The organism is Nocardia sp. NPDC049935 (genome assembly GCF_055586645.1).
Genome location: NZ_JBVJHV010000010.1, coordinates 138,021 through 157,559 on the forward strand (window position 1 = coordinate 138,021; position 19,539 = coordinate 157,559).

Annotated in this window: 20 protein-coding genes; 10 read left to right on the top strand and 10 right to left on the bottom strand. The window is 68.4% G+C overall.

Annotation, left to right across the window (positions count from 1 at the left end; genetic code table 11):
- Window positions 1-36: 36 nt before the first annotated feature.
- The 4 genes from ACZ6SF_RS30415 to ACZ6SF_RS30430 all read left to right on the top strand — a co-directional run bounded on the left by ACZ6SF_RS30415 (window position 37) and on the right by ACZ6SF_RS30430 (window position 3,517).
- Window positions 37-492 (top strand): MarR family winged helix-turn-helix transcriptional regulator, encoded by a 456-nt coding sequence (locus ACZ6SF_RS30415; RefSeq protein ID WP_466066772.1) that lies wholly within the window; start codon window positions 37-39, stop codon window positions 490-492.
- Window positions 489-1,754: an MFS transporter gene (locus tag ACZ6SF_RS30420; RefSeq protein ID WP_466066774.1), complete on the top strand. Its 1,266-nt coding sequence runs from the start codon at window positions 489-491 to the stop codon at window positions 1,752-1,754. The genes ACZ6SF_RS30415 and ACZ6SF_RS30420 overlap by 4 nt, the downstream gene beginning before the upstream one ends.
- A 90-nt stretch (window positions 1,755-1,844) precedes the next feature.
- The gene (locus ACZ6SF_RS30425) at window positions 1,845-2,597 is read left to right on the top strand and encodes a DUF427 domain-containing protein (protein WP_466066775.1); all 753 of its coding nucleotides are present in this window, start codon (window positions 1,845-1,847) and stop codon (window positions 2,595-2,597) included.
- Window positions 2,598-2,776: 179 nt separating this feature from the next.
- Window positions 2,777-3,517, top strand: a complete 741-nt coding sequence (locus tag ACZ6SF_RS30430) for a globin domain-containing protein (RefSeq protein WP_466066777.1) — start codon at window positions 2,777-2,779, stop codon at window positions 3,515-3,517.
- A gap of 91 nt (window positions 3,518-3,608) precedes the next feature.
- Here ACZ6SF_RS30430 and ACZ6SF_RS30435 read toward each other — a convergent pair whose 3' ends face one another.
- The 4 genes from ACZ6SF_RS30435 to ACZ6SF_RS30450 are packed head-to-tail and all read right to left on the bottom strand — an operon-like array spanning window position 3,609 to window position 7,105.
- Window positions 3,609-4,691 carry an NAD(P)H-dependent flavin oxidoreductase gene (locus ACZ6SF_RS30435; RefSeq protein ID WP_466066779.1) on the bottom strand — a complete coding sequence of 361 codons (1,083 nt, stop codon included), beginning with the start codon at window positions 4,689-4,691 and terminating at the stop codon, window positions 3,609-3,611.
- The gene (locus ACZ6SF_RS30440) at window positions 4,688-5,446 is read right to left on the bottom strand and encodes a CoA-transferase subunit beta (protein WP_466066781.1); all 759 of its coding nucleotides are present in this window, start codon (window positions 5,444-5,446) and stop codon (window positions 4,688-4,690) included. The genes ACZ6SF_RS30435 and ACZ6SF_RS30440 overlap by 4 nt, the downstream gene beginning before the upstream one ends.
- Window positions 5,443-6,324 carry a CoA transferase subunit A gene (locus ACZ6SF_RS30445; RefSeq protein ID WP_466066783.1) on the bottom strand — a complete coding sequence of 294 codons (882 nt, stop codon included), beginning with the start codon at window positions 6,322-6,324 and terminating at the stop codon, window positions 5,443-5,445. Before ACZ6SF_RS30445 ends, ACZ6SF_RS30440 begins: the two co-directional genes overlap by 4 nt.
- A gap of 16 nt (window positions 6,325-6,340) precedes the next feature.
- A complete protein-coding gene (locus ACZ6SF_RS30450; protein ID WP_466066785.1) occupies window positions 6,341-7,105 on the bottom strand; it encodes an enoyl-CoA hydratase family protein in 765 nt (254 codons plus the stop codon).
- A gap of 65 nt (window positions 7,106-7,170) precedes the next feature.
- Here ACZ6SF_RS30450 and ACZ6SF_RS30455 point away from each other — a divergent pair, with 65 nt between their 5' ends.
- The 5 genes from ACZ6SF_RS30455 to ACZ6SF_RS30475 all read left to right on the top strand — a co-directional run bounded on the left by ACZ6SF_RS30455 (window position 7,171) and on the right by ACZ6SF_RS30475 (window position 12,054).
- On the top strand, window positions 7,171-7,974 hold the full coding sequence (locus ACZ6SF_RS30455) for an SDR family oxidoreductase (RefSeq protein WP_466066786.1): 804 nt from the start codon (window positions 7,171-7,173) through the stop codon (window positions 7,972-7,974).
- A 42-nt stretch (window positions 7,975-8,016) separates the two neighbouring features.
- Entirely contained in the window at window positions 8,017-8,928 is a 912-nt protein-coding gene (locus ACZ6SF_RS30460; protein ID WP_466066788.1) for an SDR family oxidoreductase, read from the top strand.
- A gap of 347 nt (window positions 8,929-9,275) precedes the next feature.
- Window positions 9,276-10,517 (top strand): hypothetical protein, encoded by a 1,242-nt coding sequence (locus ACZ6SF_RS30465; RefSeq protein WP_466066790.1) that lies wholly within the window; start codon window positions 9,276-9,278, stop codon window positions 10,515-10,517.
- 5 nt (window positions 10,518-10,522) lie between these two features.
- A complete protein-coding gene (locus tag ACZ6SF_RS30470) occupies window positions 10,523-11,035 on the top strand; it encodes an ImmA/IrrE family metallo-endopeptidase (protein ID WP_466066792.1) in 513 nt (170 codons plus the stop codon).
- Window positions 11,032-12,054: a hypothetical protein gene (locus ACZ6SF_RS30475; protein ID WP_466066793.1), complete on the top strand. Its 1,023-nt coding sequence runs from the start codon at window positions 11,032-11,034 to the stop codon at window positions 12,052-12,054. Before ACZ6SF_RS30470 ends, ACZ6SF_RS30475 begins: the two co-directional genes overlap by 4 nt.
- Before the next feature lie 233 nt (window positions 12,055-12,287).
- On the opposite strand, the gene ACZ6SF_RS30480 is transcribed toward ACZ6SF_RS30475, so the two are convergent.
- Window positions 12,288-12,704 (bottom strand): helix-turn-helix domain-containing protein, encoded by a 417-nt coding sequence (locus ACZ6SF_RS30480; protein ID WP_011207048.1) that lies wholly within the window; start codon window positions 12,702-12,704, stop codon window positions 12,288-12,290.
- A 434-nt stretch (window positions 12,705-13,138) separates the two neighbouring features.
- Window positions 13,139-14,302 (bottom strand): steroid 3-ketoacyl-CoA thiolase, encoded by a 1,164-nt coding sequence (locus tag ACZ6SF_RS30485; RefSeq protein WP_466066795.1) that lies wholly within the window; start codon window positions 14,300-14,302, stop codon window positions 13,139-13,141.
- A gap of 101 nt (window positions 14,303-14,403) precedes the next feature.
- Between ACZ6SF_RS30485 and ACZ6SF_RS30490 the strand changes: the two genes are divergently transcribed.
- Window positions 14,404-15,708, top strand: coding sequence for a cytochrome P450 (locus tag ACZ6SF_RS30490; protein ID WP_466066943.1), 1,305 nt, complete (start codon window positions 14,404-14,406; stop codon window positions 15,706-15,708).
- A gap of 241 nt (window positions 15,709-15,949) precedes the next feature.
- Here the strand turns inward: ACZ6SF_RS30490 and ACZ6SF_RS30495 are convergent, their stop codons facing one another.
- From ACZ6SF_RS30495 to ACZ6SF_RS30510, 4 genes are read right to left on the bottom strand one after another with little or no spacing between them, the layout of a single operon-like run.
- The gene (locus ACZ6SF_RS30495) at window positions 15,950-16,366 is read right to left on the bottom strand and encodes a nuclear transport factor 2 family protein (RefSeq protein WP_466066797.1); all 417 of its coding nucleotides are present in this window, start codon (window positions 16,364-16,366) and stop codon (window positions 15,950-15,952) included.
- Between the two features lie 55 nt (window positions 16,367-16,421).
- Window positions 16,422-17,297 carry a TIGR03619 family F420-dependent LLM class oxidoreductase gene (locus tag ACZ6SF_RS30500; RefSeq protein WP_466066945.1) on the bottom strand — a complete coding sequence of 292 codons (876 nt, stop codon included), beginning with the start codon at window positions 17,295-17,297 and terminating at the stop codon, window positions 16,422-16,424.
- Window positions 17,298-17,299: 2 nt separating this feature from the next.
- Window positions 17,300-18,466 (bottom strand): thiolase domain-containing protein, encoded by a 1,167-nt coding sequence (locus ACZ6SF_RS30505; protein WP_466066799.1) that lies wholly within the window; start codon window positions 18,464-18,466, stop codon window positions 17,300-17,302.
- Window positions 18,463-19,530, bottom strand: a complete 1,068-nt coding sequence (locus ACZ6SF_RS30510) for a thiolase domain-containing protein (RefSeq protein ID WP_466066801.1) — start codon at window positions 19,528-19,530, stop codon at window positions 18,463-18,465. The genes ACZ6SF_RS30505 and ACZ6SF_RS30510 overlap by 4 nt, the downstream gene beginning before the upstream one ends.
- Between the last annotated feature and the right edge of the window lie 9 nt (window positions 19,531-19,539).

The following is a 19,539-nucleotide window of genomic DNA, read 5'->3' on the forward strand; positions in this document are numbered from 1 at the left end:
AGCCTATGCAATAATATCGGAGTGCAGCCGGACGCGATGACCCGAACAGGCGACATCGTCGTCGACCTGCTGGTCACCGCGGGCCGGCTCACCCGATCGGCGGGCGCTTCCAGTCCCGACGACCTCCCGCGCGCCACCGTGCGCGCATTGGCCGTTCTCGAGGAGCACGGTTCGCTGCGCGTCAGCGAATTCGCCCGCCTCGACCGGACCTCACAACCCACGGCGACAGCACTGATCGCCCGGCTGGTCGGGCAGGGATACGCATCCCGCCGCCGGGATCCGGACGATTCGCGGGCCGTCGTCGTCGAACTCACCCCGGCCGGGCACGACCGGCTAGCCGCTTCCCGGGCGGCCATGCGCGACGCGCTGACCGGCCCGCTTCCGGGTTTCGATGCCGAAAGGCTGGCCGGTATGGCCGCCGACCTGCGCGAACTGCTGGCGGCGATCCGGGAGACGGCCGGGGACCAACCGCAACCGAGGAAACACCGATGAGCATCACGACCAGGACGGCCGCCGCGCCGAACGGTATGAGCGCGTCAGAAAAACACAGCACATCGACCGGGCAGCCGAAAGCGGTCTGGGCCGTAGCCTTCGCGAGCGTTATCGCGTTCATGGGCATCGGCCTGGTCGACCCGATCCTCAAACCCATCGGTGAACAGCTGAACGCCTCGCCTTCGCAGGTATCGCTGCTGTTCACCAGCTATATGCTCGTCACCGGCGTCGCCATGCTGGTCACCGGCGTCGTCTCCAGCCGGTTCGGCGCCAAGAAGACGCTGCTCGCCGGCCTGGCGCTGATCATCGTGTTCGCGGCGCTCGCGGGTTGTTCGGGGACGGTCGGGCAGATCGTCGGATTCCGCGCCGGCTGGGGCCTGGGTAACGCGCTGTTCATCGCGACCGCGCTGGCCACCATCGTCGGCGCCGCCAGCGGCGGGGTCGCCCGCGCCATCATCCTCTACGAGGCGGCGCTGGGAATCGGTATCGCCACCGGCCCGCTGCTGGGTGGCCTGCTCGGCGGAATCAGCTGGCGTGGTCCCTTCTTCGGTGTCTCGGTGCTGATGGCCATCGCGTTCATCGCCATCGTCGTGCTGCTACCGGAAGGACCGAAGGCCGCGAAACCGACGTCGCTGGCCGCCCCGTTCAAGGCGCTGCGCCACCGCGGCCTGCTGGTCGTGAGCATCACCGCGCTGCTGTACAACTTCGGCTTCTTCACTCTGCTCGCCTACACCCCGTTCCCGCTGGATATGGGCACCTACGCGATCGGGTTCATCTTCTGCGGCTGGGGCATCCTGCTGGCCGTCGCCTCGGTGTTCTTCGCCCCGAAACTGCAGCACCGCTTCGGCACCCTGCCGATGATCGCGGTGGCGGTCGGGCTGTTCGCCGCCGATCTCGCCGTGATGGCGATGTTCGCCGAGCACAAGCCGGTGCTGATCGCCGGTGTGGTCCTGGCGGGTCTGTTCCTCGGTGTGAACAACACCCTCATCACCGAGGCCGTGATGATCTCCGCCCCGGTGGAACGGTCGACCGCCTCGGCCGCCTACAGCTTCGTCCGGTTCTCCGGCGGCGCCGCGGCGCCCTGGCTGGCCGGCAAACTCGGCGAGCACAGCATCTCGCTCCCGTTCTGGGTGGGTGCGGCCTGCACCGCCGTCGGCGTCTTGGTCCTGCTGGCCGGGCGCGGCGCTCTCGCCCATATAGACGACCACGACCCGGCCCCGCACAGTGTCGAAGAGGCGCAGGCCGTCACGGTCGGAGACTGACCTTCACAAGAGGTCGCGCGCGGGTCCCGCCAACAGGCGGGGCCCGCTCTTTTCCCGGTGCCGCGCAGCGCCGGGCGTAGCGTCGGAGATATGACCGAAGCGCAGCGAGACGAGGTCCGGGTCGAAACGAGCCAGAAGCGGGTGCGGGTCTATCTGGGCGGCCGGCTGGTGGCCGACACCCTGCGCCCCGCCCTGGTGTGGGAGAACCCCTACTATCCCGCCTACTACATACCGGTGGCCGATCTGCACGCGAAACTCGAACCGACCGGCGCCACCCGCGGCTCGGCCCGCCTCGGCGAAGGCACCGGCTACGACGTCGTGGTGGACGGCGTCACCGCGCCCGGCGCCGCGCTGCGATACCCGCAGTCGCCCGTACCCGGTATCGCCGATCTGGTCCGGCTGGACTGGAACGCCATGGACGAATGGTTCGAGGAGGACGAACCGGTCTACGTGCATCCGCGCAATCCGTACTCGCGCGTCGATATCCTCGCGAGTTCGCGGCATATCCGGGTGGAGATCGACGGCGTCACGGTCGCGGACTCGCACTCACCCCGGATCCTGTTCGAAACCGGCCTCCCCGCCCGGTACTACCTCCCGCTCACCGATATCCGCATGGACCTGCTGAGCCCGTCCGACACCCACACCAGCTGCCCGTACAAGGGCAACGCCGACTACTGGAACGTCCGGGTGGGGGACACCGAGCATCCCGACCCGGTGTGGATCTATCGCACCCCCACCCCGGAGAGCCAGAAGGTCGCGGGGCTGGCCTGCTTCTACAACGAGAAGGTCGATATCTACCTCGACGGTGAACTGCAGCAGCGTCCGCAGACCCCGTTCGGGTGAGGTGACCGCGGCTGCAGCCCATCGAGTCGGCGGGAGTCCCGTGGGGTCGTCGATCGAGCAATTCGCCGGCCTGGTTGATCTCTCGGTCGCGCTGTCTCGGATCGGCGCGCCCGAAGTGCATTCACCAGCCACGGATAGCGTTGTTGTACAGGCACGTCCGGAGGTGATCGAATTCTTCGATGATCACCGAGTACATCCGGTACCGCATCACCGATCCGGCCGCTTTCGAGGACGCTTATCGGCGGGCCGTGGTATCGCTGCAGTCCTCGCCCTATTGCCGGACCTACGACCTGGACCGGTGCGTCGACGAACCCGAGGTCTACACCCTCCGGCTGACCTGGACCTCGGCGAGCGATCACCTGGACAGGTTCCGCAAGAGCTCCCAGTTCCGGGCGTTCTTCGCCGAGATCGAGCACTATGTGACCGATATCGAGGAGATGCGGCATTACGAGCCGGTCGCCCTGGTGCCTTCGCTCTACGATTGGGCAGGCGGGGCGGCGGCCTTCGAGAAACTCTTCGCGACGTTCTACGAGCGCGTGCCCGCGGACCCCGTGCTGGCGCCGGTGTTCGACGGTATGCATCCCGACCACGCGAAACATGTAGCGGCCTGGCTCGGTGAGGTTTTCGGTGGGCCCACGGTGTACTCGGAGTCCCACGGCGGCCATCAGCACATGATCTCGCGGCACCGGGGCAAGGCGCTCACCGAGGAACAGCGCCGGCGCTGGATGACTCTGCTACTCGATACGGCCGACGAGGTCGGGCTGCCCACCGACGCCGAATTCCGGTCGGCGTTCGTGGGATACCTGGAATGGGGAACTCGGATGGCACTGTTGTTCTCTGGCCCGGACGCTCCGGAAGGGGACAGTGAACCCACACCCACCTGGGGCTGGGGCGAGGTGCGTCCCTGGCCGCGGGCCTGAGCACCTCCCGGAAACACCGCTCCCCGCGGGACCCGGCCGGGAAATCCGGTTCGGGCTGCGGGGAGCGGGAGGGGATGTTCGGCGAACTCTGTCAGCTGTTCGATTCCGCGGTCCGGGGGAGTTCGGCGATACTGCCGATCCGCGCGACCGCCTCCGTCACGATCCGGTCGATCAACTCCTGGCAGGTCGGCAGATCTTCCAGGATGCCGCTGACCTGGCCCGCGGCCAGCACACCGGCCTCGGTGTTTCCCTCGACCAGCCCGGCGCGCAGCAGCATGGGGGTGTTGGCCGCCATGACCACCTGCGACCAGGTGAGGTCCTTGGCCTTGCGCATGGCCAAACCGTCTTTGACCAGCGTGGACCATTTCATCCCGGTCATGCTCTTGAACCGGGCCGCGTTCCCGACCGCGGCGGTGAGCCCGCGGATACGTCCCGAGTTCTCCAGTTTCTGGACGAGTTCGGTATTGAGGACCCGGTGCGGCATACCGTCGACCTTGGTGGAGACGACGGTCTGGCCGAGGGGCCGGCGCAGGTATTCCTGTTTCACCGAATCGGGGACGCTGCTCTCCTGGGTGAGCAGGAAGCGGGTTCCCATCGCGACACCGGCGGCACCGTAGGCGAGGGCGGCGGCCAGGCCGCGGCCGTCGTAGAAACCGCCCGCCGCGATCACCGGGATATCCACCGCGTCCAGCACCGACGGCAGCAGCAGGGTGGTGGCGACCGGGCCGGTGTGCCCGCCGCCTTCGCCGCCCTGGACGACGACCGCGTCGGCGCCCCAGGAGGCGACCTTCACCGCGTGCTTGGCCGCGCCGATGGACGGGACCACCACCACGCCCGCGTCTTTCAGCTTGGCGATGAGGTCCTTCTTGGGCGCCAGGGCGAACGACGCGACCTTCACGTTCTCGCGGATCAGCAGGTCGATCCGCTCGCCGGCGTCGGAGGCGTCGGCGCGGATGTTGACGCCGAACGGTTTATCGGTCTGCGCCTTGGTTTTGGCGATGGCCGTTTCCAGCTCGTCGTAGGTCATGGTGGCCGAGGCCAGAATGCCCAGTCCGCCGGCGTTCGAGGTCGCGGAGACCAGGCTCGGGCCCGCGACCCAGCCCATACCGGTCTGCACGACGGGGTGTTCGATGCCGACGAGTTCGGTCAGCGGGGTCCGCAGCCGGGGAGTCACTGCGGGACCTCCTTCTCACGGATCTTCTTGGGATCCAGTACCTCGCGGATGATCCGCAGTTCCTCGTCGGCCGGCAGGCGGGATTCCCCGGCGGTGGCCAGGCCGGCGATCTCGAACGAGGTGTTCTCGGCGACCTCGTCGGCGGTGACCCCGGGGTGCAGGCTCAGCGCCCGCATGGTGTGGTCCGGCCCGTTGAAATCGAAAACGCCCAGGTTGGTGACCACCCGGTGGATGTGGTGGAACCGGAAGGCGGGGTTGGCGGGATCGACTTTGTCGTATCCGACACCGGCGACGATATCCACCTGCTCGCTGAACACTCGTTTGGTGTGCCGCGCGACCCAGTAGCTGGTGGGGTGGTTGATGGTGTTGCCGGGCGCCCCGCGCACGCCGAACATCTGCCGGGTCGGCTGCTGCAGCGGACCGAACGCGGACAGGTTCTGGTTGCCGTAGCGGTCGATCTGGTTGGCGCCCATCACCACATGGCGGCGGCCCGAGGCCAGGACGTCGAAGACCCGGCGGAACGGGATCCAGCCCTCCACGGGCGCCTTGCCGCCGATCGGCGGGGTCTCGGCCAGGAAGAACGCCTCGCCGTCGGAGAGCAGCAGATCGGGTTCGAAGGTGAGTTTCGCCAGTCGCGCCCCGAGTTGCGCCATCGGGGTCATGGGACTGGCGAAGATCTCCCCGGCGTCGCGGAAGATCTCGGCGCAGGCGATCGCGCAGACCTCGGCGCGGGTGATGGTGTCGGTGCTGGTCACCGCTGCTCCTCCTTGAATCGCGCGACGGCGGCCTGGTAGTCGGCTTCGGAGCCGCTGAGGTAGGTGTCGACGAAGGTCTGCCAGGTCTCCGGCGACCCGGCCGCCTCGACGTAGTGGCGCTGGAACTTCTCGTCCCGGCCGTAGCTCTCGCCGCCGAGGGTGAAATGCGCGCCGTTCGGGGCCTCGGCCACCGCGTCGACCATCATGCGGTTGAGCAGCAGGGACTGCGGGGGAACCGTTTTCACCAGCTCCTCGGTTTCCACGATCCGCTCCACCGACAGGTAGCGCTTCTCGGCCGCCAGGCAGAACAGGTCGTCCATATACGGGTCCACACCCTGGTAGGCGGCATTGCCGTGGGCGTCGCCGATGTTCAGGTGCACCAGCGCGGCGTCGAGATTCAACGCGGGCATGGCGATCAGGGTTTCGGCGCGGCCGTCCGGACCCGGATACGGCGAGGTGACGGTGGTCAGTTCGCCGTCCCAGAAGTTGGGGACGTCGGAGCCGAGCCCGGCGCGGATCGGCAGGAACGGCAGCCGCGCGGCGGCCGCCTCGAGGCCGCATTTGAGCATGCCCTCGTCCATTTCGCGGGCCACGATCTGCCCGGAGGTGCGGGCCTTGGCGAACCAGGGATCGTAGAACGGCGCCGAATCCAGGGATACGAAGCCGTAGTAGGCCTTGCGGACCTTGCCCGCCGAAAGCAGCAGGCCGAGGTCCGGGCCGCCGTAGGTGACCACGGTGAGGTCGGTGACATCCGACCGCAGCAGCGCGCGCACCAGGGCCATCGGCTTGCGCCGCGACCCCCAGCCGCCGATGCCGATGGTCATTCCGCTGCGCAGTTCGCCGACGATCTCGTCCAGCGATTTCCGCTTGTCTCGCATGGTTTTCCGTTCCATGTCAGTTCTTGTCCTTCTGCGCCGCCAGATCGGCGTCGAATCGTTCGCGGATCTCGTCGGAGGCCCCGGAAAGGTTCAGTTCGAAGGTGAAACCCTGCTCGAACCGGTAGCTGCGGTGCACGTCCTGCACGTCGATACCGTTGAGGGCGCGTTTCGCGGCACGGATCACACGCCCGTCCTTGGCGGCGATATCCTTCGCGACCTCGAGCGCGGCGGCGTCCAGTTCGGCACGCGGTACGACCTTCAGCACCGACCCGTAGTGGTGCAGCTGCTGCGCGGTGGCGGTGCTCGCGGTGAAGAACAGCGCCCGCATCAGATGCTGGGGGACCAGGCGCGCCAGGTGGGTGGCGGCGCCGAGCGCGCCACGGTCGACCTCGGGCAGGCCGAAGGTCGCGTCCTCGGAGGCGAGGATGATGTCGGAGTTGCCGACCAGCCCGATACCGCCGCCCAGGCAGAAGCCCTGGACCGCGGTGATCACCGGAACCGCGCAGTCATAGACCGCGCCGAACGCCTCGAAGCATCCGTGGTTGGCGTCGATCAGCGCCTGGTGGCCGGGTTTGCGCTGGATTTCCTTGATATCGACGCCCGCGTTGAACCCGCGGCCCTCCGCGCGCAACACCACCACCCGGGTCTCGGGGTCGCGTCCCGCGGCCCGGATCTCGTCGGCGAGGGCGAACCAGCCGTCCGAGGGTATGGCGTTGACCGGCGGATAGTCGACCGTGACCACGGCGATACCGGCGGATTCCGTATGGCGCTTGATCCCCATCGCGTATCCCATCTCGCATCTCGAGCATCTTGGCTAAGCAAGCAATTGCTTGGTAGGTTAACACGGTGGCACTCGAAATCGACCTGTCCGATCGCGTCGTTCTGGTAACCGGCGGAGTCCGCGGGGTCGGCGCCGGGATCAGCCGGGTCCTGCTGGCCGCCGGCGCGACCGTGGTGGCCTGCGCCCGCCGGCCCGGCGACCAACCGGTGGAAGTGGACGGCCGCGGTATCGATTTCCTGCCCTGCGATGTGCGCGATGCCGACGCGGTGCAGGCGATGGTCGCGGAAATCGTCGCCCGGCACGGCCGGCTCGACCACGCGGTCAACAACGCCGGCGGAGCGCCCTACGCGCTGGCCGCCGATGCCAGCCCGCGGTTCCACACCAAGATCATCGAACTGAATCTGCTCTCCGCCCTGCATGTGGCGCAGGCGGCGCACGCGGTGATCAGCCGCCAGGAGTCCGGCGGATCGATCGTCAATATCTCCAGCCTCAGCGGCCACCGGCCCTCGCCCGGAACGGCCGCATACGGTGCGGCCAAGGCCGGGGTCGACGCTCTGACCGTTTCGCTCGCCGCCGAGTGGGCGCCCCGGGTCCGCATCAACTCGCTGGTGGTCGGCGCGGTGGAAACCGAACTGAGCGCCCTGCACTACGGCGACGACGACGGCGTCGCCGCGGTCGGGCGGACCATCCCGATGGGCCGGCTGGCCCGGCCCGAGGATGTCGGCAACGGGGTGGCGTTCCTGCTCTCGCCCCTCGCCGCCTATATCAGCGGCGCGACACTGCAGATCCACGGCGGCGGGGAGCCCCCGGCCTTCCTGTCGGTGGCGACAGCGGGCCATTCGGCGGGCAGCGAGACCGCGCACCCGTAGTTCGACCACCACCCGATACCGACATCGACGATAGGAACGCATATGGCAACCGAGGGCATCTGCGCCGGACGGACCGTGATCATCACCGGCGCGGGCCGGGGCATCGGCCGGGCGCACGCGCTCGCCTTCGCCGCCGAGGGGGCGAAGGTCGTGGTCAACGATATCGGCACCAGCCTCAGCGGTGAGTCGACCGCGGAGACCCCCGCCGAACAGGTCGTCACCGAGATCCGCGCCGCGGGCGGGGAAGCGGTCGCCAACGGTGACGACATCGCGAGCTGGGAGGGCGCCCAGAACCTCGTCCAGCAGGCCGTGGACACCTTCGGCGGCCTGGACGTGCTGGTCAACAATGCGGGTTTCGTCCGCGACCGCATGCTGGTGAACCTCGGTGAGGACGAATGGGACGCGGTGGTCCGCGTCCACCTCAAGGGGCATTTCGCCACCATGCGGCACGCCGCCGCGTATTGGCGGGCCGAATCGAAGGCCGGTCGTCCCGTCGACGCGCGGATCATCAACACCAGCTCCGGCGCCGGGCTGCAGGGCAGTGTCGGCCAGGGCAACTACGGCGCCGCGAAGGCGGGTATCGCGGGCTTGACCCTCACCGCCTCCGCGGAGTTCGCGCGCTACGGCGTCACCGTGAACGCGATCGCCCCGTCGGCCCGCACCAGGATGACCGAAACGGTGTTCGCCGACATGATGGCGAAACCGGAGGACGGCTTCGACGCCATGGCGCCGGAGAACATCTCACCCATCGTGGTGTGGCTGGGAAGTTCCGAATCGGCCGGGATCACCGGCCGCATGTTCGAAGTCGAGGGCGGGCGGCTGGCGCTGGCCGAGGGCTGGCGGCACGGCGTCCCGGTCGACCGCGGCACCCGCTGGCAGCCGGCCGAGCTCGGCACGGTGGTCGCGGAGCTGATCGCCAAGGGCGCGACCCCGGAACCCGTCTACGGCGCCTGACCCGAGCGAACCGGGTCGCCCGGTTCCCTCGGTCGCCGAGGACGGCGACCGGGTGCGGATCGGCCGTGCCGGGAGCGCGGAACCGGCGGCGGACGCGGATCCGTGCGGCCGGTCAGCTATCCGACCCACAACCTGGTCACTGTGACCTACAACACTATGGATCGGCGTCTTCGCACGCAGGCCCACACCCCGAACTGCGGTGGACCGGTATCGCTTTCACCGGTCCACCGCTTCCTCATGCACCGGTCGTGAGCCTGGTTTACCATGAGCAACCGTTCGTTCGTTCTGCCCGGAAGCCGTCATCACCGGGGGGAATCCGCAATACCGATCGAGGGGATGGCTGGCGCATGGCCGTGGGTCGCATCAGGCGATTGCTCGCAGTGGCCGGGGCGGCGGGTTGTCTGGGACTGGCCGGGGGGACGGGATATACCCACGCCGATCCGGGACGCGACCCGATCCTGGAACAGGGACCCACCGGTAGTGCGGGTGGGGCCGCGCCGGTGCCACCCGGTGCGCCCCAACCGCCGGGTGACGGGGGATCGCTGGCCATTCCGGGGCACGGTGTACCGGCCGATACCGGCAGCGGTAGCCCGGATCCCGGACCGGCCGAGACCGGTGCCGCCGACTCCGAAGACGTAGCCCGATGGCAGCCGCTCGGCATTCCCGGCCGCGCCGGCGAAGCCGTGGTGAGCGGTGCCACCGAATCCGCACCGCCTCCGGCGCCCGCTCCCGCCCCGGTCGCCGGTCCGGCGGGTGCGGCCGGCTTGGCGGGCACCGCCCTGGGAACCATCCTCGCCACCGGTTCGGCGGCGGTGGGTTCCGCCGCCCTCGCCCCGCTCGGACTCACCGGTTCGGCCGCCGCGGGAACGGGATCGGCCCTGGCGGGTACCGGTTCGGCCGGAGTCGGCGTCGGTTCGGCCGCGGTCGGTTCGGCGGGTGTCGGTGTCGGCGCGACCGGTTCGGCGGCGCTCGGTACAGGTTCGGCACTGCTGGGGACCGGTTCGGCGGCCGTGGGTTCCGCGGGTGCCGGGGTCCTCGGGACCGGTTCGGCGGCCGTGGGCTCGGCCGGGGCCGGGGTGCTGGGGACCGGTTCCGCCGCGGTGGGATCGGCCGCGGTCGGTTCGGCGGCGACGGGATCGGCGGCAGCCGGTTCGGCAGCCACCGGTTCGGCCGCGGTGGGATCGGCAGCGGTCGGTTCGGCGGCTCCGCTTCTGCTACTCCTCATCCCGCTGCCCCCGGTCCCGGCACCACCGGTCGGGCCGCCTCTCGCGCTACCGGCGCCCGGGGGCGGACTCGGGGCCGGCGCGGCCGTCGCCGTCGGCGCCGGTCTCACCGCGACCCCGCCGCCCGCACCCCCGAACGCGGCTCCCGGCGGAGCTCCCGCGCTCGCCGCGCCGCCGAATCACGCGGTGCGGCCCACGAACGCGGAGGATCTGCTGCCCGCACCGAAGGTCCTCTCGGTGATCGGCGGGCTGGTGGCGCTGACCATCGCGGGCGCGGGCTCGGCCGTGATGAGTTACCAGAGCGCGGCGCAGGCGCAGGCGCGGATCGACGCCGCGCGTGCCGAATTCTTCGGAACGGGTGCGTGATCGCGATGACGCGGAGCCGAACCCAGAACGCCCTCGCCTACCGCCGGGTGGCCGCCGCGGTCGACGCGGTCTGCGCGGTGGCCGCGGACGCCGACGCCACCACTCTCGAAGACGTGGTGCACGCGGTGGCGGCCGAACGCGGCCGCCCGATCGAGATCGCCGACGCCGATCTCGGGCCCGGGGTGTGCGGGCAGCGGCGCTACTACCCGGCCAAGGACATCATCGTGCTGGCCAGCGCGCTGCCGAGCCGCGACCATACGCTCGCCCACGAACTCGGCCATATCGTCTTCGACCACGAGGGGGCGCCTGCCACCGAGGTGACCCTCGAGGTGAGTGACGAACTCATCGCCTACATGCTGAGTCAGCGTGCCCACCAGCGGGCGCTCGAGGACGGCGAGGACGATCAGGCGGAATGGGAGGCCGAAACCTTCGCCGCCATGCTGATGACCCGCCTGCGCGTACTCAACAGCCGGGGCGCGGGCGTCTCGGTCCTTCGATTCGATGAGGCTCTGGGATGACGTTCTGGTTGACCGCCCTGCTGGTGTGGATCGCCGCGGGCGCGCGCGTGGGCCGGGTACTGGTGAAACCGGCGACCACCGCCCGGGTGGCCATCGTGATCGCCGTCGCGGCGGTGGCGCTGGCCTGTACGGCCGCCATCCCCGATGTGGGGCTCGCCATCGACAATCTGCTGCCGGGGGGCCTGCCGCCCGGTCTGCTCTCCGAAGGGGTGGTGGTCGGCGCCTGGCTGCTGTTCGTCGCCGCCACCTCGGTGGTCGCGTCGGCGGCGTGGCCGGTGGTCTCGCGCCGGAATCTGCGCCAGATCGCCTGGGGTATCTACGGGGTCGGTGCGCTGGCGGTGCTCGGCGCGCTCACCCGGACCTATATCGCGGGCTGGGCGGTGATCGCGGCCGCGGGTGTGTTCATCGTGGTCACCGGGCTGCGGAACCTGAGCTGGACCGCGCTCGGCCGCGGTATCGCGGTCTACATCACCGGGACCGCGACCGTTGTCGTGCTCGCGGCGGCGCAGGTGCAGCGCGGCCTGACCGATACTGCGGGAGCCGAAGCCGGGCAACCGGGCTGGGCATGGCCGGTCTGGCAGGCGGCGGCGCTGCTCATCGCGTTCGGGGCGGTGTGGATCGTGGTGGAGATGTGGGTCCGCGCGCGCCTGCTGCTGCGCCGGGTCCGGCTGCTGCACCGGGTGCTGGTGAAGCGTTTCCCGGAGGTCGTGCAGGAGGAAACCGGAACCGCCACCCAGCTCAAGGCTTCGGATCGGGTCGCGCAGATCATGGACGCGCTCTACCTGCAGTCCGGGGGCGGAGTCGAGATCGCCACCGCCGGTGAGCCTCCCGACTCGGTCTCCGCGCGGGCCGGCCGGGTGGCGCGGTGGGCCCGCAATCCGCTCGGCCCGGCCATGGTGGACGCCCGCTGGATAGCGCCGCCCGAAGGTATGAGCCCGCGCGGCTGGGTGCAGGCGATCGCTCAGGCCTTCGACGCCGAACCGGAGCCCGTGAATCCGGCGGAGATGTCGGTTCGCTAGTTGCCGGGGGTGTGCGGTATGTCCGTTACGTCACTGTGATTGCGCGCCCGGCGGCCCGGGAAATCATGCCGAGCGGTCGGTCTGGAATCGCCTCGACCGTAGAAGTTCAGGCCCGGCGATACTTCTGCCGGACGAATTCGTTCCGCCGATCCATACGTAGAGCCGGATATGGTTACCCGCGGACGACGACGCGGTGCGACCCCGATCGGATCGCACCGCGTCGACTTCCGGTTCTATTCGGTCCCGTCCGGAGGAATTTCGGGGAGACCTTCACTGGCGCGCAGTTTCTCCGCCATGGAGGTGAGGAGATTCTGCGACTCCTCGGAGAGGTCGAACGCCCGGCTGGACAGCCGCCGCAGCCCGTAACCCTGTAGCTGCGAGAGGAGCTCGAGATCGTGGTCGATCTTCGCGGCATAGATGTCGTTGAAGAAGTAGTCGGGCTTGACCTTGAAGAACTTCGCCAGAGCGGCCACCGTCTCGTCGGAGGGATTCGTACGCTGCCCGGACCGTAACTGCGAGAGATACGGTTTGGAGATCGGATGACCGGATGCCGTCAGAGCGGCCGCTACCTCTGCATTGGTATGCGGCTTGCGCCCCGGGGGATGCACGGTTTCGAACAGCTTGTTCAGCCGCGCCGCGAAATCAGCCATTGTGAGCCGCCCAATTCCCTTCACTGTACTAACAGTCGTTATCTCGGATACCTATCATTGATATTAGCGGCTCAGTAACTGAAAACCTACGCCTGATTCAGGATTTCCTTGAAGCTTCTAGGCGCGTATCCGGAGAAGTGGACCGTGGTCTCGCGTTTGCGGGTTGCCCGCACGGATCTTGCGGACTACTGATACCGCCAGGTAGCCGCCCGTCGCGGGGGTCTTCCCGGAAGTCTCTCGAGTAGCCTCCGGGTAGCTGTTACCCCTCCCAGTGGGTCTTCTACGCCTTTTGTGGCGTACGACACGTCGCGGAAAGTGGGAGATGAACGTTCAACCTACAGGGGGAATTTGCGGCGAGGCCGGGGCTCGCGTGTACTTACACTGCGGGCCCCGGCCCCATCACCCGTGCCGCATCGGGTAATTCGGCGATACGACTACAGGCGTTCGATGATCGTTCCTGTCGCCAGTGCGCCACCGGCGCACATGAGAACCATTGCGACGCTCTTGTCGGAGCGCTCCAGTTCGTGCAACGCGGTGGTGATCAGTCGCGATCCCGTCGAGCCCACTGGATGGCCCAGCGCGATCGCGCCGCCGTTCACATTCACCCGGTCCATATCCGGCTGATGGACCTGGGCCCAGGACAGCGCGACCGAGGCGAACGCCTCGTTGATCTCGAACAGCTCGATATCGTTGATGCTCATCCCGGACCGCTCCAGCAACCGGCCGCAGGCCTGCACCGGTCCGTCCAGGTGGAATTCGGGCTCCGCGCCGACCAGGCACTGGGTCACCACGCGGGCGCGGGGGCGCAAACCCTCACGCTCGGCGGCCTTCTCGTCCATCAGCAGCACCGCCGCGGCGCCGTCGGAGATCTGCGAGGAGGTGCCGGCGGTATGGATACCGCCCTCCAGCACCGGCTTCAGCTTCGCCAGGCTCTCCGCGCTGGTCTCGCGGAGACCCTGGTCGCGCTTGACCTCCTGCTTCTCGCCGGTCGGATTGCCTTCCTTGTCGACCACCGGCGCGGTGATCGTCAGCACCTCACGGTCGAAACGGCCTTCGGACCAGGCCTGGGCGGCGAGTTTCTGGGACCGGACGCCGAGCGCGTCCACATCCTCGCGGGTGATACCGCGCCGCTTGGCGATTCGCTCCGCCGCCTCGAACTGGTTGGGCATATCGATATCCCAGCCCTCGGGCCGCCGCGGCCCGGCCGCTTCGCCCACATTGGCGCCCAGTGGCACCTGGCTCATGGCCTCCACGCCGCACGCCACACCGATATCGATGGCCCCGGTGGCGATGAGTCCGGCGATCAGGTGATTGGCCTGCTGGGCCGAACCGCACTGGGCGTCGATGGTCGTGGCGCCCACCTGCCAGGGCAGGCCGGCGGCGAGCCAGGCGGTGCGGGTGATGTTGTTGGATTGCGCGCCCGCCTGGGTGACGCAGCCGCCGATGATCTGTTCGACCTTCGCCGGATCGAGATGGGCGCGGTCGAGCAGGCCGCGCTGGGCGAGGCCGAGGATCTCGGCGGCGTGCAGCCCGGACAACCAGCCGTTGCGCTTGCCGATGGGGGTGCGAGCTGCCTCGACGATAACGGGTGAGCCCATGGTGAACCTTTCGTTTCGGACATAAAACTGTAACGTGTTCCGCACACAGAACAGGTGTGGATCAGTCCGGTTTCTTTCCTCGTTCTCATGCCTGTGCTTCAATGATTGTAGAACGTGTTTCAGTTTGTCGAAGGAGACATCTGGTGGTCGATACGCGCAATGCCCGGCCGAACCTGCCGGACGGGTTCGACGTCACGGACCCGGACATGTATGTGCAGCGGATTCCGGTCGAGGAGTTCGCCGAACTCCGGCGTACCGCCCCGATCTGGTGGCAGGAGAAGTCGCCGGAGGTCGGCGGATTCAAGGATGACGGCTTCTGGGTCGTCAGCAAGCATGCCGATGTCAAAGAGGTCTCGCGACGCAGCGATGTGTTCTCGACCTACGAGAACACGGCGCTGCCGCGCTTCAACGACGATATCGAGCGCGAGCAGATCGACCTGCAGCGATTCATCCTGCTGAATATGGATCCGCCCGAGCACACCCGCATGCGCAAGATCATTTCGCGCGGGTTCACCCCCCGCGCGATCAACTCGCTGCGCGAGGAACTGTCGAAGCGGACCGAGGCGATCGTCAAATCCGCGGCCGAGACCGGATCCGGCGATTTCGTCACCCAGATCGCCTGCGAACTGCCCCTGCAGGCGATCGCCGAGCTGATCGGCGTCCCGCAGGAAGACCGGATGAAGGTGTTCACCTGGTCCAACGAGATGACCGGGTACGACGATCCGGAAATCGATGTGGATCCGGTACAGGCCTCCACCGAACTGCTCGGCTACGCCTACGCGATGGCCGAGGCCCGTAAGGCCTGTCCGGCCGACGATATCGTCACCACCCTGGTCGAGGCCGATATCGACGGCGAATCCCTCAAGTCCGAGGAATTCGGATTCTTCGTGATGCTGCTGGCGGTCGCGGGTAACGAGACCACCCGCAACGCCATCACCCACGGCATGATCGCCTTCCTGGAGAACCCGGATCAGTGGGAGCTCTACAAGAAGGAGCGCCCCAAGACCGCGGCCGACGAGATCATCCGCTGGGCCAGCCCCATCACCACCTTCCAGCGCACCGCGCTCGAGGACACCGAACTGGGCGGGGTCGAGATCAAGAAGGGACAGCGGGTCCTGATGCTGTACCGGTCGGCGAACTTCGACGAGGACGTCTTCGAGAACCCGGAGAAGTTCGACATCATGCGCGAGGACAACCAGCATGTCGCCTTCGGCGGCACCGGTGCGCATTACTGCATCGGCGCCAACCTGGCCAAGCTCGAAATCGACCTGATCTTCAACGCGATCGCCGACCATATGCCCGATATCAGCAAGCTGGGCGACCCCAAACGCCTGCGGTCGGGCTGGCTGAACGGCATCAAGGAATTCGAGGTCGACTACAAGACCTGCCCGGTAACGGGCAAGTAGAAGTAATTGTGGCGTCGCCTCCGGCGCCTCAACCCTGGGATGTGCCGCGTCGTTGTGGCGGCGGCGTAGGCACCGGACCGGCCCCCGCGCCCGGTCGGGCTCGTGCCCGATGAGGTTGCGCGGGGGCCGGTACTCTCTCGCTTTTCGAACGAACAGGCCCCGCACCTACCGAGAGTGCGGGGCCTGTTCGTCGTGCGGCCGAGTGACCGGGCGGGCCGTGAGGGGCGGCCCGCCCCACCGCTCAGCTGATCTTGGTGGCGGTCGCCATCGCGCGGTCCACTTCCCAGAACGCGCGCAGCGCCAGGATCTTGCCGGCGTCGTCCACCTTGTAGGTGAAAACGCCCTCGGCGTCGATGCGGTGACCGCCGATGATGCTGCGGATGGTCCCGGTGAAGGCGATTTCGGCGCCGCAGGCGAAGGAATCACCGAACAGGAACTCGATGGATTCGGTGCCGGCGATCGCCTTGTCCCAGAACGCCGCGATGGCCTCCGGCCCGCGATGCCCCTTGCCCTCGGGGTCGAATCCGGAGGGCCCGATCGGGTCCTCCACGATGCCGTCGGCGGCGAACAGCGCGAGCCAGGCGTCCTTGTCCCGGGCCCGGACCGCGGCCTGCGAGGCGAGGCCCGCCACCCGGGCGGGATGTTCGTCGCTGCTCATGGGGTGTCCTCTCGGCAGACCTGTCGCCGCCGGGTGGGCGGCGGCGACAGGGGGATCAGTTGATCGGGTTCTGGATGTTCTCTTCGGCGAATTTGCGCAGCGCGTCCTTCTTCGCCTCGATTTCGCCGTCGAATCCGATACCCGCGGCCAGCCAGGGGATCACGATGGCGTCGGTGACACCGGCGTCGTACTGCTCCTGGTAACCGTCGCGGCCGAACTTGTCGATGCAGACGGCCTGGATCTCGAACGGTTCGTCGGCCCGCCCGGACTCCGCCCGCAGTTCGCCCAGCCGGGCGATGGTGCTCTGCAGATCCTCGAACTTCATCATCGCCGAGGTCCAGCCGTCACCGACCTTGGCCGCGCGCTTCAGCGCGACCTCGGTATGGCCGCCGATATAGAACGGGACCGGTTCGCTCGGCGCCGGGCTCATCTGCAGTTCGTCGAAATCGAAGAATTCGCCGTGGTACTCGGCCATCCCGCCGGCCAGTACCAGCTTGATCACCTCGATCATCTCGTCGACCCGGGTGCCGCGGCGCGCGTAGGGCACCCCGCACCACTCGAATTCCTCCGGCGCCCAGCCGATCCCCACACCGAAGCCGAACCGGTTGTTCGACAGGTTCGCCACCGACCCCACCTGGCGGGCGAGCAGCAGCGGATTGCGCGAACCGAGTTTGAGGACATTGGTGTAGAAGCGCAGTCGCGTGGTCACCGCGGCCATGGCGGTCGCGGCGATCAGCGGATCCACCCACGGGGTCTCCGGGCCCCAGAAGCGGCTGCCGTCCGGCGTGTACGGATACTTCGCTGCCTGGGACTTCATATAGAACAGCGAATCCGGCAGGGCGATGGAGGTGAACCCCACCTCCTCGGCGGTCCGGGCGAGTTCGGGCAGCTGCTCCAGCGGGCTCAGTGCGATCCCGAGGCTGAATTGCAGAGTCATCGGCGTTCCGATCCGACGACCCACATCGAGAAGTACTGCGAACCGCCGCCGTACGCGTGGCCCACGGCCTTGCGGGCGTTCTCGACCTGGTAGTCGCCGGCCCGGCCCATGACCTGTTTCGCGGCCTCGGCGAACCGGATCATGCCGGACGCGCCGATCGGGTTGGACGAGAGCACGCCGCCCGAGGGGTTCACCGGCAGGGTGCCGCCGATCTCGGTCTCACCCTTGTCGGTGAGTTTCCAGCCGTCCCCGGGGGCGGCGAAACCGAGGTTCTCCAGCCACATCGGCTCGAACCAGGAGAACGGCACATAGATCTCGGCGGCGTCGATCTCGGCGAGCGGGTCGGTGATCCCGGCCTGCGCCCACAGCGCCTTGGCCGCTTCCTGCCCGGCCTGCGGGTTCACCTGGTCGCGGCCGGCGTAGGCCAGCGGTTCGGTGCGCATCGCGGTGGCGTGGATCCAGCCGACCTTCTTGCCGGAGGCCTCCATCGCGGTCGCCGACTGCTCGCCGCCGATCACCACCGCGCAGGCGCCGTCGGAGGAGGGGCAGGTCTCGTCGAAACGAATGGGGTCCCACAGGACCTGGGAGGCCAGCACCTCTTCCATGGTCTTGTCGCCCTGCTGAAGATGCGCGTACGGATTCTTCGCCCCGTTGCGGCGATCCTTCGCCGCGACCATCGCGCCCACGTGCAGCGGTGCGTTGGACCGCCGGATATAGGAGCGGACATGGGGCGCGAAGTAGCCGCCCGCGCCGGCGCCGACCGGCATGGTGAACGGCACCGGAATCGACAGCGCCCACATGGCGTTGGATTCCGACTGCTTCTCCCAGGCGATGGCCAGCACCCGCTCGTGCACGCCGCCCTGCACCAGGTTGGCGGCCACATTGGCGGTGGAGCCGCCGACCGAACCGGCCGTATGCACGCGCAGCAGCGGCTTGCCGGGCGCGCCCAGCGCGTCGGCCATGTACAGCTCGGGCATCATCATGCCCTCGAACATGTCCGGGGCCTTGCCGATGACGATGGCATCGATATCGGCCATGGTCAGTTCGGCGTCGGCCAGCGCCCGGTCGATGGCCTCCCGGCACATCCCGGCCATCGTGACGTCGCCGCGTTTGGCGACGTGATGGGTCTGTCCGGTGCCCAGCACCGCGGCGGGGAAACTCATCGGCGGGCCTCCGAATCCAGGACTGTCACAAGGTTCTGCTGCAGGGCCGGGCCGCTGGTGGCGTGTGCCAGGGTGCGGCCGGCGTCGCCCGCCATGATGGGCAGCGCGGCGTAACCGATGCGCTCGAGCCCGGTGGCGAACATGGGGTTGGCGGCGAGCGCGCCGCCGGACGGATTGACCTTGGTCTCGGGTTTCAGTCCGAGCGCCTCGGTCAGGATGAGCTGCTGGTGGCTGAACGGCGCGTGCAGTTCGGCGACGTCGATACCGCTGGTGTCGCCGCCGGTCACCGCCTGGCCCGCGGCCGCCGCCGAGGGGGAGACGGTGAGATCGCGGGCACCCAGCACACTGGAATCGATCCGGTGCGACATCCCGGTGATCCACGCGGGACGTTCGGTCAGTTCGCGGGCGCGGTCGCCCACGGCCAGCACGATCGCGGCCGCGCCGTCGGTGATCGGCGCGCAGTCGTGGGCCCGGAGCGGATCGGCGACGTAGTCGCCCGCGAGCAGCTCGTCGACAGACGTGCCGTCGACGGTGTGCGCGGCCGAGACCGCCGCCATATCCCGTTCGGTCCAGCGGCCGGCGTCGAGTCCGGCGCGGGCCTGCAGACCGGCGATGGCCAGCGAATCCGGCCACAGCGGGGTGACCAGGTACGGGTCGAGCTGGGTGGTCAGCACCTGGCGCAGGGTGCTCGCCGAGGATTTACCGAACCCGTACACCAGCGCGGTTTCGGCCTGCCCGGAGCGCAGTTTCACCCATGCCTCGTACAGGGCCCAGGCCGCGTCCATCTCCACATGGGATTCGTTGATCGGCGGTACCGCGCCGATCGAGTCGATGGCGGAGATGAACGAGAAGGAACGGCCGGCGAGGTAGTCCGACGATCCGGAGCACCAGAAGCCGATATCGGATTTGGTGATGCCGAGCTGGTCGTAGAGCTGCTGGAAGCAGGGCACCAGCATCTCCACACCGTTGGTGGTGCCGTAGGTCTCCGAGACATGCGGTGCGTGCGCGAAGCCGACGACGGCGATCTCGGTGGCGTTGTCGATGGAACGCTCGGTGATGGTCACGCGGGGAGC